Source organism: Candidatus Persebacteraceae bacterium Df01, from assembly GCA_030386295.1.
GTDB lineage: Bacteria > Pseudomonadota > Gammaproteobacteria > Tethybacterales > Persebacteraceae > Doriopsillibacter > Doriopsillibacter californiensis.
On the sequence record JANQAO010000001.1, the window covers coordinates 170,053 to 185,079 of the forward strand.

At 48.7% G+C, this 15,027-nt stretch carries 16 protein-coding genes and 1 other RNA gene; 13 read left to right on the top strand and 4 right to left on the bottom strand.

Annotated features, from left to right (window positions below):
• Window positions 1-10 precede the first annotated feature (10 nt).
• The 7 genes from NQX30_00835 to NQX30_00865 all read left to right on the top strand — a co-directional run bounded on the left by NQX30_00835 (window position 11) and on the right by NQX30_00865 (window position 6,792).
• Complete coding sequence (locus tag NQX30_00835; GenBank protein ID MDM5146934.1) at window positions 11-946, top strand: mitochondrial fission ELM1 family protein; 936 nt, start codon at window positions 11-13, stop codon at window positions 944-946.
• Window positions 947-961: 15 nt separating this feature from the next.
• Window positions 962-1,615 (top strand): 2OG-Fe(II) oxygenase, encoded by a 654-nt coding sequence (locus tag NQX30_00840; protein ID MDM5146935.1) that lies wholly within the window; start codon window positions 962-964, stop codon window positions 1,613-1,615.
• A 19-nt stretch (window positions 1,616-1,634) separates the two neighbouring features.
• On the top strand, window positions 1,635-3,527 hold the full coding sequence (locus tag NQX30_00845; GenBank protein ID MDM5146936.1) for a hypothetical protein: 1,893 nt from the start codon (window positions 1,635-1,637) through the stop codon (window positions 3,525-3,527).
• Window positions 3,528-3,545: 18 nt separating this feature from the next.
• Window positions 3,546-4,073, top strand: coding sequence for a cytochrome c oxidase assembly protein (locus tag NQX30_00850; protein ID MDM5146937.1), 528 nt, complete (start codon window positions 3,546-3,548; stop codon window positions 4,071-4,073).
• Complete coding sequence (locus NQX30_00855; protein MDM5146938.1) at window positions 4,070-4,249, top strand: DUF2970 domain-containing protein; 180 nt, start codon at window positions 4,070-4,072, stop codon at window positions 4,247-4,249. Before NQX30_00850 ends, NQX30_00855 begins: the two co-directional genes overlap by 4 nt.
• Before the next feature lie 89 nt (window positions 4,250-4,338).
• The gene (locus NQX30_00860) at window positions 4,339-5,400 is read left to right on the top strand and encodes an alpha/beta hydrolase (protein ID MDM5146939.1); all 1,062 of its coding nucleotides are present in this window, start codon (window positions 4,339-4,341) and stop codon (window positions 5,398-5,400) included.
• A 33-nt stretch (window positions 5,401-5,433) separates the two neighbouring features.
• The gene (locus NQX30_00865) at window positions 5,434-6,792 is read left to right on the top strand and encodes a phosphomannomutase/phosphoglucomutase (GenBank protein MDM5146940.1); all 1,359 of its coding nucleotides are present in this window, start codon (window positions 5,434-5,436) and stop codon (window positions 6,790-6,792) included.
• Between the two features lie 85 nt (window positions 6,793-6,877).
• Here NQX30_00865 and NQX30_00870 read toward each other — a convergent pair whose 3' ends face one another.
• The 4 genes from NQX30_00870 to NQX30_00885 all read right to left on the bottom strand — a co-directional run bounded on the left by NQX30_00870 (window position 6,878) and on the right by NQX30_00885 (window position 9,493).
• Entirely contained in the window at window positions 6,878-7,066 is a 189-nt protein-coding gene (locus tag NQX30_00870) for a twin transmembrane helix small protein (GenBank protein ID MDM5146941.1), read from the bottom strand.
• Window positions 7,067-7,179: 113 nt separating this feature from the next.
• A complete protein-coding gene (locus NQX30_00875) occupies window positions 7,180-8,073 on the bottom strand; it encodes a DMT family transporter (protein ID MDM5146942.1) in 894 nt (297 codons plus the stop codon).
• A 1-nt stretch (window position 8,074) separates the two neighbouring features.
• Window positions 8,075-8,785: an alanyl-tRNA editing protein gene (locus NQX30_00880; GenBank protein ID MDM5146943.1), complete on the bottom strand. Its 711-nt coding sequence runs from the start codon at window positions 8,783-8,785 to the stop codon at window positions 8,075-8,077.
• A 21-nt stretch (window positions 8,786-8,806) separates the two neighbouring features.
• The gene (locus tag NQX30_00885; GenBank protein MDM5146944.1) at window positions 8,807-9,493 is read right to left on the bottom strand and encodes a haloacid dehalogenase type II; all 687 of its coding nucleotides are present in this window, start codon (window positions 9,491-9,493) and stop codon (window positions 8,807-8,809) included.
• 153 nt (window positions 9,494-9,646) lie between these two features.
• Between NQX30_00885 and hisG the strand changes: the two genes are divergently transcribed.
• The 6 genes from hisG (at window position 9,647) to ssrA (ending at window position 14,717) form a co-directional block, all read left to right on the top strand.
• Window positions 9,647-10,279: an ATP phosphoribosyltransferase gene (gene hisG, locus NQX30_00890; GenBank protein ID MDM5146945.1), complete on the top strand. Its 633-nt coding sequence runs from the start codon at window positions 9,647-9,649 to the stop codon at window positions 10,277-10,279.
• Window positions 10,276-11,565 carry a histidinol dehydrogenase gene (gene hisD, locus NQX30_00895; protein MDM5146946.1) on the top strand — a complete coding sequence of 430 codons (1,290 nt, stop codon included), beginning with the start codon at window positions 10,276-10,278 and terminating at the stop codon, window positions 11,563-11,565. Before hisG ends, hisD begins: the two co-directional genes overlap by 4 nt.
• A 121-nt stretch (window positions 11,566-11,686) precedes the next feature.
• A complete protein-coding gene (locus NQX30_00900; protein MDM5146947.1) occupies window positions 11,687-12,367 on the top strand; it encodes a glycine zipper 2TM domain-containing protein in 681 nt (226 codons plus the stop codon).
• 23 nt (window positions 12,368-12,390) lie between these two features.
• The gene (gene gshB, locus NQX30_00905) at window positions 12,391-13,362 is read left to right on the top strand and encodes a glutathione synthase (protein MDM5146948.1); all 972 of its coding nucleotides are present in this window, start codon (window positions 12,391-12,393) and stop codon (window positions 13,360-13,362) included.
• Window positions 13,340-14,344 (top strand): FAD:protein FMN transferase, encoded by a 1,005-nt coding sequence (locus tag NQX30_00910; GenBank protein ID MDM5146949.1) that lies wholly within the window; start codon window positions 13,340-13,342, stop codon window positions 14,342-14,344. The genes gshB and NQX30_00910 overlap by 23 nt, the downstream gene beginning before the upstream one ends.
• Before the next feature lie 18 nt (window positions 14,345-14,362).
• Window positions 14,363-14,717, top strand: a transfer-messenger RNA (tmRNA) gene (gene ssrA, locus NQX30_00915).
• The last annotated feature ends 310 nt before the right edge of the window (window positions 14,718-15,027 follow it).

Consider the following 15,027-nt stretch of genomic DNA (forward strand, 5'->3'; position numbering starts at 1 on the left):
CACTTTCGCTGTGCGCATATGGCTGATGGACAGCGGTGGTGCTGGTTTTCGCGCACAAACGGCAGGACTTGGCAATGCCATTGCCGCCCGCCATCCACAAACGGCAATAACCACAATAACGGTTTCGTCTCGATTGTGGCCGCGGTTGTTTTTATCAGCGTCGTTGCCCGATAAGGATAGACCCGACGTAGTGATTGCCTGCGGTCGTGCTGCTGTTGTTCCGGCATTAGCGGCTAAACGCCGACATGGCGCCTTTACTGTGTACATCCAGCGTCCACCGAAGGCTAACGCTTTTGACGCTGTTGTCTGCGGATTACATGACAATTTAACTGGTGACAATGTGCTGCCGATTATTGGTTCCGTTGGCGGTTTTTGTGCTAATACTCTGGTACATCGTCGCCACGCTGCCGAAAAAATATTTGCGGCAGTGCCAGAGCCGCGTACCGCTGTACTTATTGGCGGCAGCAACCGCGCTTTTAATTTTACTCCAGAAGATTGCCGACAACTGGCGGCAGAAATTAAAGAAACAGCTGGCGACAGCGGGTTGTTGGTGAGTGTTTCCCGTCGTACCGGAAAACAAAACACCGCAATTTTTGATACGGCTTTTGCTGGTAGCAAGCATTTTTTTTTCAACGGCAACGGTGACAATCCTTATACCGACATGTTGGCCGTTGCCGACCGTTTTGTAGTGACCGGTGACTCAGTTAACATGCTTAGTGAAGCTTGCACCGCGGGCAAGCCGACTTATATTTTTCCGCTGCGGAAAAAATTTATATGCGTCACTGCCGCTAAATTTCATCGGTTTCATCACCTGCTTATTGATAATGGTTATGCCCGCTTATGGGAAAAACGGTTTGATGAATGGAGTTCGCCCGCATTCAACGAAACTGCGCGTGCGGCTGACTTTGTTTTGCGCCGCTATCATGAGTGGTGCCAACGCGGATGATATAATTATTTTCATATGAACGCCGTCGTCAGCGCTATAGATTGGGATGTTTTGCAGCAAACTTCGGTGCAAAAATCTCCTTTTCCGCATCTCATTGTTCCAGGTTTTATTGCAGCGGCACAGAAGGATGTGGTTAACCGCGATTTTCCTGACATTCAATCACCGGGTTCTTTTCCCGCGGCTACGTTGCACTGTGGTGATGCTTTTTCAGGTTTGTTGGAGGAATTACGAGGGGCGCGCTTGGCGACTTTAATAGGCGAAAAATTTGGTATGGAACTTGGTGATCGTGAAACCATGATTACTGTGCGTGGTCAGTGTCGTTCCACCGATGGCAAAATTCATCTAGATTCAAAAGGCAAGCTTATTACCATATTGATTTATATGAATGGTCCGTGGGAATCCGACGGTGGTCGTTTGCGATTACTCAACGGACCTGATGATATTGAAGATTATTTTGCAGAGACACCGCCGTCACAAGGAACGATGCTGGCTTTTGCTTGCGCTGATAATGCTTGGCACGGACACAAAAGTTTTTCTGGTCGGCGTCGTGCCATTCAACTTAACTGGGTGCGGGATGAGCGCTACCTACGCCGCGAACGCCAGCGTCATACTGTTAGTGCCGCACTCAAAAAAGTAAGCCGTTTTTTTAGGCTGCAAAAAAAGACTTGATTCGACTGGTAAAACAATAATGGCATTGCCCATCCAAACGTTTAGCAATCAATCCGGCGGATTTTCTTATTTTAAGGCGCTTGGTCATCCTTTGGCGGTTACTGGTGGAGCCGCTATTTTGAAAAAAATTCGCACAGCTCGGCGAGCTGCCGTCTATGACCCACTGGGGCAGTTAACGGCTTTTTCCGCATTGCACGGCTTGCGAACCGATGATTTTACTGATTGTTTCGTCCGTGACACGTTTTTACTTAATGAACAAACGCTGGGGCATGACCATCGTCCAGTTACCGAGCTTGCGCACGCGGATATAGATGTATTGTTTATGCCGGTTTTTGACGCCGGGTTGCTGTTAGATCAAATCAGCGGGCTGTTGCCTGCCGGTTGCGTTACGGTGACGCTGGACGAGATGCGCATTCCTGGGCGATTGCTCACCAACAAACGCAATTATTTAGACAAACTTAATTTCGCCACCAATTTTGCTTTCTTTCGTGATGAAGCGGGTAAACATTCGCGGCTGGTCACCGCCAACTATTGGGGAGGCTATGGTGCAAAAGGTACATTTTTATGGTGTCGCTTGTTTGCAGGTAGCGGTGACGTGTTGCTGGATTTTGAAGTGCCGCTGCAACACGCTAATCAAACCGTGGTGATTGATAGTCGCCAATTGCGTGCTGAGCATGGGTTGTCCGATTTTTGTGGACAATTATTTATTTCAGTGGTTAATGGTGCCGGGCACGATATCGTCAAGTATGTAATTGATACGGGCGGCGGCGAAGAAGAAGTTAGTTGTACGCATGATGCTAACGCTTGGCCGGCGGATTTGTACGCTGGGTTGCCTGCGCCCATGGCGGATGAAAAGGTGTTGCTGTGGGTGCAAAATTCGCATCCCGTTCCGATTGCTGCAAGTGAAATCGGGTTAAATCTGATGGGTGATAACAATATTGCTTGGCTGGACGAAGAAATTGCTCCCTTTGCTAGCTGTGCTGTAGACGTGTCATCTTTGCTACCTAACGCGCGCTGGCCACAGCAATTGGAAATTCAAGCTGGCAAGTGGTTTGTGCGTCCACGTTATGAAATTATTAAAGCGGGTCGGAGTCGTATTAATCATCCCAATGTAGAGCGCAATGACTTGCAGCACGATGAGAACATTCGCCGTTTGACCGCACACTTGGGTAAAGGTTTTATCTTGCCTGCACCGATTTTGCCGCCAGATGAATTCGTTAGTGAGTGTTTGCCCACGCCGATGTCTACGGCGCAAACCTCTTTGCCTATTATTACCGTTGCCTATGATGCTGACGGTAATGAAATCGCCCGCGAAGCTTTAGGCAATCTGCCGCGCAATCATACTCGGCAAGTAGATTTAACAGCGCTCGCCGCTAACATCCCCGCTGGTGGTGGTCATGTGGAATTGCAGTACGATTTAGATGCGAATGGAGTGATGGATGGTTGGCTGCATGCATTGTTTCGTTACACGGACAAACGTTCTGGTCACGGCGCTGACACTAGTTTTGGCGCACACTTATTCAATCACATCATGACTTTTCGCAGTGAACCGCAGTCTTACAAAGGTCCGCCACCGGGACTCAGCACCCGTCTATTTTTGCGCTTGATGCCAGCGCCGGCACGCGTTTTTTGCCATCTAACTTACGCGGTTTGTTCACAATGGCATGCGTATTCCAGCACTATACTGGAGCTCAAAAATGCAGCTGGAGAAGATGTATCCCGTACTGCTTTTTCTATTCCTGCCAACGGCTCGCGGTTGTTTTTTGCTGATGAAATGTTCAATGCTACTGATTTGCAGCAGGCTGGCGACAATGGCTATATTTTGGTGCGTGATAGTACCTGCCGTCTGTTTGGTTATCACGGTGTCCGGCAGAACAGCGGTTTTGCGCTAGATCATATGTTTGGCTTTTAAAATTAACAAGAATTTATTATGAATATTACGCTTTCCAAATTTAACGCACTTGCCGCTGCTAAATTAACATTGATGGCGGTGATGATGTTTGGTTTTGGTTATGCGATGGTGCCGCTGTATTACAAAATCTGTCAAGTAACGGGCATTAAAAATTTACTTAATCCTGCCGACACGGATGATATTGCCGTTGATCCCAATCGCCGCTTGCGGGTGGAATTGGACACCAACGCCCGCGGATTGGTGTCAATGAGTCCCAGTGTGCGGCTAATGGACAGTGTGGAGTCGGGACAAACATACAGTGTTATCTATACGCTTAAAAATCTTAGCAATCGTCGCTTGGTTGGTCAGGCTATTCCATCTTATGCTCCGGCGCGTGCCGGAGCGTGGTTCAAAAAAATTCAATGTTTTTGTTTTGATCAGCTAACAATGGAGCCCGATGAAGTGCGGGAGGCACCGGTGGTGTTTATTATTGATGCTGCCATGCCTGAGGATATCAACACGGTGGCGTTGTCATATACTTTTTTTGAGGTAGAAGGCGCTCAGTGAAAGCCTTTTTGCTTGCTGCTAAAACTGTTATTTTCGCTTTTTTTGGGGTTCGCCGCAAAAATGCTGCAGCAACTGATTGGAATACACTTAAGCCGCATCATGTCATTATTGCCGGAATTTTTATGGCAGCATTATTTATCGCTATTATCTTGACCGTGGTAGATTTAATCGTTTAATCTAACGTGAGTGCCTGTTCGCACAACGGTTGCTAAAAATGCACAACATTTGAGGGCGGTGTTTTTTAAAGCAAGACAAGTTGTGTCACATGAAAAAACAACCGTTCTGTGTTGTTCGTCAGTGCGAGGAGCCGCTTTTTAGCCTTTTGTATCGGGCACGGGTAAAATACACGATGATGACGCAAGTGCCTTCTGGATCCAATGTCGCTGGTATGCAGACGGATTCGTTTCGCCGCCCATGGTGGCTGTTTTCCGGTCATATGGAAACCATTGCATCACTTTATGAACGCAATCAAGAGTCATTTGAAAATCGTGTTATTCCAACACCGGAAGGCGATGAAATTTTACTTAGTTATGTAATGGGCGATGAAAAAATGCCCTTGCTAACTTTGTTTCATGGATTAGAAGGATGTGCGCAAAGTCACACCATACGCCTACTGGCATCTTATTTTATCGCTCAAGGGTGGACAGTGGCGGTGCCACATTTTCGTTCTTGTGGCCACATGAATCGATTGCCGCGCGCCTATCACGCCGCCGACGGTGCCGAGGTGCGCTGGATGTTAAATTGGTGTCGTGCTGCTTTTGTTCGGCCGTACACCTTTGCCGCTGGTGTGTCATTAGGTGGCAATGCGCTGATTCGTTGTTTGGACTCTACTGATGAAACAGAGTCGTGTTGTGCAGCGGCAACCGTGAGTGCGCCGCTGGACTTAACTGCCGCTGCTTATCATCTCAATAGTGGTTTTCCGCACCTGCTATATGGGCGGCATTTTTTAAAACTACTACGTGCTAAAGTGCTGGTTAAGGCGGCACGCTACCCGTCAATATGTGATTTAAAAAAGCTGCGCCGTGCCCGCACTATTGGCGATTTTGATGAACTATACACTGCACCAGTACATGGTTTTTCCAGTGCCCAAGCATACTGGCGGCGAGCATCAGCCTATACTGCCCTGTTGCGAATGAAAACGCCGTTGTTGTGTATAAACGCGCAAAATGATCCAATGGTACCAGTAGCCTCGCTACCAGTTAAGGCGTCATCAGCGGTTAGTTTTTGTCGTCCTCGGCACGGTGGACACGGCGCTTTTTTTGGTAAGCCGGCTAATTGGCTGGCCGCTACGATGGGCGATTTTTTCAACCAATATATGAATTCTTAATCAATTTTAAATTTCAAATACTAGAATAAAACAATGACAATTGCGGCTAATATTTTTAAAGCAAACGATATTCGCGGTATTTATAATGATACGCTTACTGATGATGCGGCGCGCTCCATTGGTCGTGCTCTCGCCGCCGAGGCCTTGGATGCCGGTGCCACCAGTATGGCATTGGCGCGCGATGGACGATTGTCTAGCCAGCCGCTGACCGTGGCACTAACGGAAGGACTGTGTGCCGGCGGGGTATCGGTTGTTGATATTGGTATGGCGCCGACGCCGGTATTGTATTTTGCCGCGCAAACACTGTGTAGTGGGAGTGGCGTGATGGTTACCGGCAGTCATAATCCGCCCGCTCACAATGGCATGAAAATGCTTATTGCTGGGCGTACATTAAAAGGTGATGGCGTTCAGGAATTGAGGCGACGTATTGAAACAGGAGATTATGGTAGCGCGCCAACAGCAGAGGGACAAAACGTTGATGTATTGGAAAACTATATTGCCGCTGTGTGCTGTGCTGTGCCCACTGCACGGGCGCTGCATTTAGTAGTGGATGCCGGTAACGGCGTGGCAGGTGCCTATGCACCGATGCTGTATAAAAAACTAGGGCATCAGGTGACGTCGTTATATTGTGATGTGGACGGGAATTTTCCTAATCACCACCCCGACCCTGCGCAGCCAGAAAATCTTATTGCCGCCCGCAAAAAATTGAATGAAACCGACGCTGATATAGCGATAGTATTTGACGGCGATGGCGATCGTTTGGGCGTGTTACTACCCGGGCGGGAAGACTGGGTTTTTCCCGATAGGCTATTGATGTTGCTGGCACAAGATATGTTGAGTCGCCACCATGGCGGACGGGTGGTATTTGATGTCAAATGTAGTGCTAATTTAGCGCCGTGGATTGAACAGCATGGCGGCATTGCCGACATGCAGCCGACGGGGCACGCCTTTATCAAATCGCGTATGAGAGAGACTGGTGCACTGTTGGGCGGTGAAATGAGCGGGCATTTTTATTTTGCCGAACAATGGTTTGGTTTTGATGATGCGTTACTTGCCGGTGCTCGGTTGGTTGCCATTATTGGCAACAATCCCCATGTGATGAGGGACATTCCCTCAAGCGCGGCCTCACCAGAAATTGTGGTGTCCATTGGTGCACGAGACGGCCACGCTTTTGTGCGTGATTTGCGAAACAAAGTGCACTTTCCCGACATGAAAAAAATAGTAGATATTGACGGGTTGCGGGTGGAATATGCTGATGGCTTTGGCTTGGTGCGGGCTTCCAACACGACCGCTTCTTTGGTGTTGCGCTTTGAAGGTAACAATGATGAAGCGTTGCAGCGTATTACCAATGATTTTAAAAAATTTCTGGCAGCAGAAGGAATTGTTTTTTAGAAAAAGATATTCCGATTACAACGCTTGCGAGAATGGTTAAATAAAAAAGATAATTTGCCGCGATAAATAGGAAGCTGGCGGTATGTTATTTGGGAAAAAGCCCAAACTGAGAGGAAACAATAATAAACACGAATAGCAAAACCGACAATCCTACGCGAATAGTGAGCGCCCGCACGGTTTTGTTGCTGCCGCTGCGATCACGCAACATATGAAATAAGCCGATAAACAAATTAATAAAAATAAAACACAACAAAAGGATGAAAATAATGCGCATGCGAACATTTTACTCTATCCAGCAATAGGCATGGCGGTTACTAATACATAAAAAACATAAGTAAATGTGATGACGCTGTACGGACAACTTTGCGCTATTGAGTCGGGCGGTGATTAGTGTGAAAGATTTTCCTGTTGTTGAATCAGTGACACATAAATGCCGGCGGCAATAATTAGCATAATGCCAACGGTGGTGTTAGCGGTTGGCAATTCATTAAACAGCCACCAACTTAGGGTGGAGGCGCCGATAATTTCGGTGTAATGAAAAGGTGCGACTTGTGAAGCACCGGCATATTTGCACGATTTAGCAATGGTGAAATGCCCCAGTGCCGATAGTCCGCCCATGGTGATTATTAACAGCCAGTCGCCAGCGGTAGGTGCTTGCCAGTCTAAAAAGGCTAGCGGGGTGCTGATGATGGCGGCGGTGAGCATCGCCATAAATGCTGTGTGTCCGTCGCCGCCGGCACTACGGCTTTGAGCATATCGTGTAGCTATAATATAACCGCCATAGCAAAGACCTGCTACTAACGCCAAAGATAGTGCCGGCGAAAAATCATCGGCAGCTGGGCGCAGCACAATAAGTACACCGATAAACCCGACTGCACTTGCCGCCACGCAACGAAATGAAAAAGCTTCACCCAGTAGTAGTGGTGCAGTAATAGTGACAAATAGCGGCGCGATAAATATTAGTGCTAACGCATTGGGTAGCGGGTTATCTTTGATTGCGGCAAAGAAAAATAAAGACGCTCCCGCCCAGCAAGTGCCACGTAGCCAATGCGGACGCAGTGCATGCCAAACGGCGCGTTTGCCGCTACGCAACGGTAGAGAAGAAGCGCCCAGTGGTAGTAAAAATAGCGTGCCCACTGCCAACCGCGCCCACGCGACTTGCGCAACACCCAAGCCACTGTTAGCAGTGAGTAATTTGGCAATGGCGTCTGTGATGGGAACGATTTGCATAGCCAACGTCATCAGCGCCATTCCCCACAGCACTCGGCGACTAGATGTCATGCTAATCGGTAAGCTCAACAATCACGCGGTGGTTGATACGACCTTTATTTTCAATTTTAATTACTCGTGCCGTGCCAATTTCTTCGGTTCGGGCAACATGTGTGCCGCCGCAGGCTTGCAAATCAATACCGGCAATTTCCACCAGTCGAATGGTACCGGAACCGCGTGGTGGCGATACCGACAGCGTTCTCACCAGCGACGGATTATCGTCCAGTTCTTTTTCATCTACCCAGCGGGTAGTGACTGGCACGTCGGCATGCACCCAGTTATTTATTTTTTCTTCTAAAGCCATTTTGTCGGTGGTGCCGTCGTTGTCAAAATCAATGCGACCGCGCAACGGTCCCGAAATATTACTGCCGGTAACCGGCGCATTAACGGCGGCGCACAACAGGTGCATAGCGGTGTGCGTACGCATGAGTTGATGTCGTCGTTGCCAGTCCAAAATAAGAGAAGCCATATCGCCAACAGCTGGAGCTACATCGCCTTGTAAATGATGCCAGATGATGTTGTGTTCGCGCTCGCGGGTGGTGTTAATAATTTTAAAAGTGTGTCCGTTGATGATGAGTTGTCCAGTATCTCCGGGTTGACCGCCGCCGTGTGGATAAAAAACAGTTTGGTTGCAGGTAATTTTAATTCCATCTGTAGCCGTTTCTACTTGAGTAATAACGGTGCAAATGTCGCGGCGGTACGGCTCATCCCAATATAAAGTCATGGCGACGATTATAAGGGGGATTTATAAACAATCTTTGTTGTCAATACCGGCTGCAGCGGGTAATTCGTGTAAGTCAGTAATAACAGTGGTAGGTGCATAATCTGACCACCGGTCGGGTGTTTCTCCGTCCCGGCGCACCCACGCTGTGCGCCAGCCAGCGGCACTTGCTCCGAGCACATCAAAATTATTACCTGACACTAACCATGTTTCATTGGCATTGGCATGGGCGCGTCGCAAAAAATGTGCATACACTTCGGGTGCCGGTTTAAACAAGCACACGTCTTCTACGCTTATTACATCGATAAATAATTCTGCAATGTCATTCACTGTAAGCAAGTCCTGTACCGCTGTCTGAGCACCATTGGAAAAGGCAAATAATTTACAATTTGCGGCGGCTAACGCGGTCAATGTATTTTTTACGTCGGCAAACAGCGGCAATTTTGCATAAGCGTCCATCAGTGTATTCCGAATGGTAGGCGTTAAATTTGAGGCTCGTTCTAAACAAACATAATTTAACGCCTCGCGGGTACACTGCTCAAAAGGTTGATAACGACGCATTAATCCTCGTCGGAAGGAATATTCCAGTTGTTTGTCACGCCAGCGAGAAGCAAAGGCGGTAGCGTCATCGCCTACGTGCGTGGCTAAAGCCTTGCTAATACCGGAAGTATCTACAAGAGTGCCGTACACGTCAAAAGCAAAAAAGAGCATATTTACAATGGATTAAAAATATTGATAACGATGAATCAGATAAATGTCATTATGAGGTAAATGCTCAATTTTTTAGCTAGATTACGAATAGCGAAAAAGAGGCCTTTTATGTTCACCCGTAGCAGAGCAAGCAAACGGCTATAATTTATCCTTATGCTAACTTTGGCGATTTCGCGCGGGCGCATTTGGCAGGAAGCACTGTCGTTGTTGCAGGCACTCGGCTTTTCGCCGAATGAGGAGGCATTGCGTTCGCGGCAGCTAATTATTCCTACCGCATCGGACAATGTTCGTTTGGTGCAGGTTCGGGCACAGGATGCGCCAGTGTTTGTCGCCCGTGGTGCAGCACAGGCTGGTATTGCTGGCGGTGATGTGTTGGCTGAAAAACCTATGTCAGAAATTGTTTCGCCACTGGACTTGCGCATTGCCACCTGTCGGTTAGTTATTGCCACGCCACTTGGTTTTGATGAAAATACTGCAGGCAATCGTCCGGCGATGGTGGCAACAAAGTATCCTAATTTAACAAAAGCGCACTTTGCCGCTCGTGGTCGGCAGGTAAATATTGTCAAATTGCACGGTGCTATGGAATTGGCGCCACTGGTGGGATTGGCTGATATGTTGGTAGATGTAGCTGACAGTGGTCGGACGTTGCGCGAAAATGGCTTGATAGAAAAAGAAAAAATTATGGATATTTCTGCCATGCTTATTGTCAATCGTACGGCGACGCGACGTCTTCCTGCTGTGGCTGCATTGCAGCGTGATATGGCGGCACTACTAGAAAAATCATGATTCCTCAATTGCGCACAAGCGCACCTGATTTCGCTAATTCTTTTGCGGTACTGCGGCGGCAGTTGAATGACGAAGATGTCAGTGCTGTCGTTGCTAATATTATTGAACGAGTGCGTGCCGACGGCGATAAGGCATTGCTGGAACTGACTGTACAGTACGACCGTGCGCCGCTAGAGTCGGCAAAAAAATTGGTAGTGCCTGCGGAAACATTATCTCAAGCACATGAGTCGTTGGCGCCAGAACTGCAAGCGGCATTGCGTGCGGCGGCGGAGCGAATTGAAGAATACCACCGGCGGCAGTTGCCTCAGTCATGGCAGTACACCGATTTCAATGGTAATACGTGTGGAGAACGTATTACGCCGGTAGCGCGGGCAGCGGTGTACGCGCCGGGCGGGCGGGCGGCATATCCATCTTCGGTGCTGATGGGCGTCATTCCCGCAAAAATTGCTGGTGTGCGTGAGATTACATTATTAACGCCAGTGGCAGATGGTGCGGTACCGCCAATTACGTTAGCTGCGGCTAAAATTGCTGGTGCGGACAAAGTATTTACTTTGGGTGGCGCTCAGGCAGTGGCTGCCGCTGCGTTGGGTACGGACACAGTCCCGCGTGCTGATGTTATCGTCGGCCCCGGCAATGCTTATGTAGCCGAAGCCAAGCGACAATTGTGCGGTATCGTAGGCATTGACTCTTTGGCAGGTCCTTCCGAAGTATTAATTGTTTGTGATGACACCGCTAATCCTGAATGGGTGGCTGCGGATATGCTCGCTCAAGCCGAACATGACGAACGAGCGCAATGTATTACCGTCAGTCCCGACGCTGCACTGCTAAACCAAGTAGCGGCGGCTCTTGTAAGGCAGTTGGAAACGGCACCACGAGCGGCGATTGCACGTCACTCACTGGTGTCGCGAGGTGCGCTTATCACGGCGGCGAATATTGGTGAATGCTGCCAATTGGCTAATGATATTGCTGCCGAACATGTACAGGTTATGTGTGCCGATGCGCCGGCAGTGGCGGCAAATATTCACAACGCTGGTGGCTTATTTATTGGCGCATACTCGTGTGTACCGTTAGGAGATTACGGTGCCGGTCCTAACCATGTGTTACCGACGGCACAAACGGCGCGGTTTGCGTCACCGCTGGGAGTTCACCACTTCATCAAACGCACGGGTATTTTTCAAGCTACAGCGGCGGGGGCACGTATCCCTGCCGCTGATGCCGTCACACTGGCTCGCGCCGAAGGATTATTTGCGCATGCGGAGGCTGCCGCCTTGCGCACGAAAGCGTAACAAAATACAACGGTTTGTTGGGAAATAGTCGCTTTTCAAGAAGACTATGAGCGAACGAGAGTAAAATTAGAAAAGGTGTAAATATTTTTATCAAATTAACATTCTAAATAAGGACATCATTATGAAAAAGCAAGCTATTTTTTTTACTGCTCTTGCCTTGTGTAGCAGCGCTCAATCTGAAAGCTTTATTGCGCGAGCGCGAGTTATAGAATACTCTCCCATCGTTGAAACTGTCTATGAATCGGTGGAAGTCTGCCATTATGAAAATCGCCGAGCAAAACAAACAACTTCTTCCTCTTCTTCAACGCAAGACAAAATCATTGGCGGAATAATTGGTGGTGCAGCTGGTAGTGCTATTGGTGGTGGTAGTGGGCGTGATGCGGCTGCCGGTGTGGGTGTGTTGTTGGGTAGTGAAATTGCTGCTGATGATGGAGGTATTACAGAAGGAGAGATTATCGGCGGCATTGCCGGTGGTATTATTGGTAACCAAGTGGGTGGAGGCAGTGGTAAAACTGCAGCAACCGGCGTAGGTGTACTCATTGGTTCTATTGTTGGCAATCAGTTGCAAAACGGCGCAACTACTGAAGATACTGTACATACTGTCAGAAAACCGAACAAAAAACGGCGAGTGTGTGTACACGAAGAGCGTCCCAAAAAAATTATTACCGGTTATGATGTAACCTACGAATACAGCGGTAGAAGCTCCAACGGTTATTTACCTTATCGTCCGGGTGAGTTTGTTGATGTGAGTGTAAATTTTGATATTGTTGAAGACCGCACTGAGACCGGCGTTAATTACTGATATAGAAACAAGCAATATTTGGGTTGCTTGAGCGGACGATTTTTTCTGTGCGTTTTCTCTTTATCACCGACTCGCTGTCGCGGTTGAAGCCTCAAAAAGACTCCACTGTCGCACTGATGCGGGCTGCGGCTCGTGCCGGCGATGAGATTTATGCTTGCGAACTTGCCGATTGGAGTCTGCATGACTGCGGTGTGCAGGTAAGCGCTCAAAAGTTGCGAGTCGTTGAAGAGCACGCTTCTTGGTATACGGTAGAAGAATCTGGCGATTATGCAGCAGACTTTTTTAATCTCGTATTAATGCGCAAAGAACCGCCGGCAGATGCAGCATTTATGATGAATACGTTATTGTTGGATGCGGCGATAGCAATGGGAACGCCGGTCGTCAATGCACCGCGAGCGTTGCGTGAATATAACGAAAAACTTTCTATTTTTCGTTTTCCGCACCATATTGCTCCCACTATGGTGAGTGCCGACGCCAAGGCACTTGCGGATTTTCATGCCGCGCATGATGGTGCAGTTATTAAACCGTTGGATGGTATGGGAGGACGAGGAGTGTACGTATCGCCACCACAAGACAAAAATTTTCCTGCTATTGTAGATTTGCTCAGCAGTGACGGACGTGATTTGATTATGGCGCAGACTTATCTACCGGCGGCGCGTGAGGGTGATAATCGCGTATTTGTTATTGGTGGCAAACCGGCACCATGGATGTTGGCGCGGTTGCCGCGAGAAAACGACCATCGTGGCAACATGGCTGCGGGTGGGCTGGCAGAGGCGCGACCGCTTAGTGTTGCGGCACGGCGCATTGCCGAAGATATCGCTCCCACGTTGTTGGCAGCGGGTATTATTTTTGCCGGCTTGGACGTGCTTGGCGAGCACTTAACAGAAATTAATATCACTTGCCCTACTGGCTTGCGAGAGGTGCGCGATCAAACGGGAGATGACCTGGCCGAAGATGTGCTGGATACAGTCCGTGCGGTGTTGGTGCCGGCTTAGCCTCGTCATTGTTTTGTTGTTGGCGGGGTGTGCTGGCCCGCCATCTGTCGTACGCGAAACTGAAATTTTTGGTACTCGTGTAAAGATAACTGTTAACGGTTTGCCAGAAGCACGGGCGGCGGCAGTGATTGCCGAAGTTTTTACGTATTTTGGAAGCATACACCGACGTTTTCATGCTTGGCGTGAGGGTGAGTTGCTGGCGGTTAACCGAGCAATTGCTACCCAAAACTTGCCGTTTACACTCAGCGAGCCGATGGCGGTCATGCTGGTGCAGGCGGCAGATTATTCCGAACGCAGTAGTGGTTTGTTTAATCCCGCTGCCGGCAGACTGTTTGCTTTGTGGGGATTTCATTCTGATAAACCACCCACTGCGCCACCACCGCCTTCCTCTGTGAAACAATATCTGGCCAATGCGCCCAGTATGGCGGCTGTTAATATTCAAGCACAGCAGTTACGGATAGCGCACCCGCTAACGCAGTTTGATTTTGGCGCGTTGGCAAAAGGGGTGGCGTTGGATGCGGCACGCGACATGTTGCACCATCACGGTGTTCGCGATGCGTTAATTAATATTGGCGGTAATATTCTCGCTATGGGTGCCAACAATGGTCGGCCGTGGCGAGTACGCATCCAGCCGGCGACTGATGCAGGTGCGGTTGGCACAATCAATCTTGCCGATGGTGAAGCCATTGCCACATCGGGTGGTGGAGAGCGCTTTTTTATTCACGACGGACGCCGCTATCATCATGTGATTGACCCGCGCAGTGGCATGCCAGCGAAACGTAACCGTGTCGCTACGGTTATCAGCGCACACCAGCAACACGCCGGCGCTATTAGCGATGCTGCGGCTACGGCATTGTTAATCGCTAATGATGAAGAAGCAGCGGTTTTGTTGCGTCGGTTTAAAATAAAAGCAGCACTGCGCGTGAGTGCTGATAATCAGCTGTTACCGACGGCAATGATGCAGATGCGGTTGGCGTTATAATAGCTAGACAACTTAAACGGGGGCGCATTTTGGGCTTTGACGTGAGTTGCAAAGCAGACGGAGCATGCCAAGCTAAGACGCCTTGTAAAACCGTTTTAAAAAAAAACATAAACGCGAATGACCAGCGTTTCGCTTTAGCCGCTTAATCCGGCTAAGCCTTCACCCCAGAGGGTTCGCACTCTGGTCAGTGGAGTCATCTTGCGAACTCGCTATTTATTGTGCTGTCTAATAAATAGTTAAACTTTTGATGGCTGGCGTTGTGTTCGCTACGTTTAGCGGGCCTGCACAATGCGACAACGAACGCTAAACTAAGCATGTAGCGCCGGTTGTGTAGCCCTTGCGGACGGGGGTTCGAATCCCCCCGCCTCCACCAATAAATTTTCCAGTAACATACACTGAAATCCATAAAAGCCAATTAGGTTAAGCCTTTCTGGCTTTTTTATTGTCCAATGCTTTCCACTAAGATAGAATAAGATGTATCTCTATGACTGAGGTATATTTTCGGAGTATATCTCGACTTGAAAAACTGATGCTCCACTTTAGAGTGTAAGCATGGATAAACTTACAGCATTAACCGCTAGCAAGCAAAACCACAAGTAAGAGCTACAGGGCTTTTTACCTCCTGATACAGAAGAAGATAAGTTGGAACGTTTAGCTAAACTTATCAAAGCCGATAGCCAAAC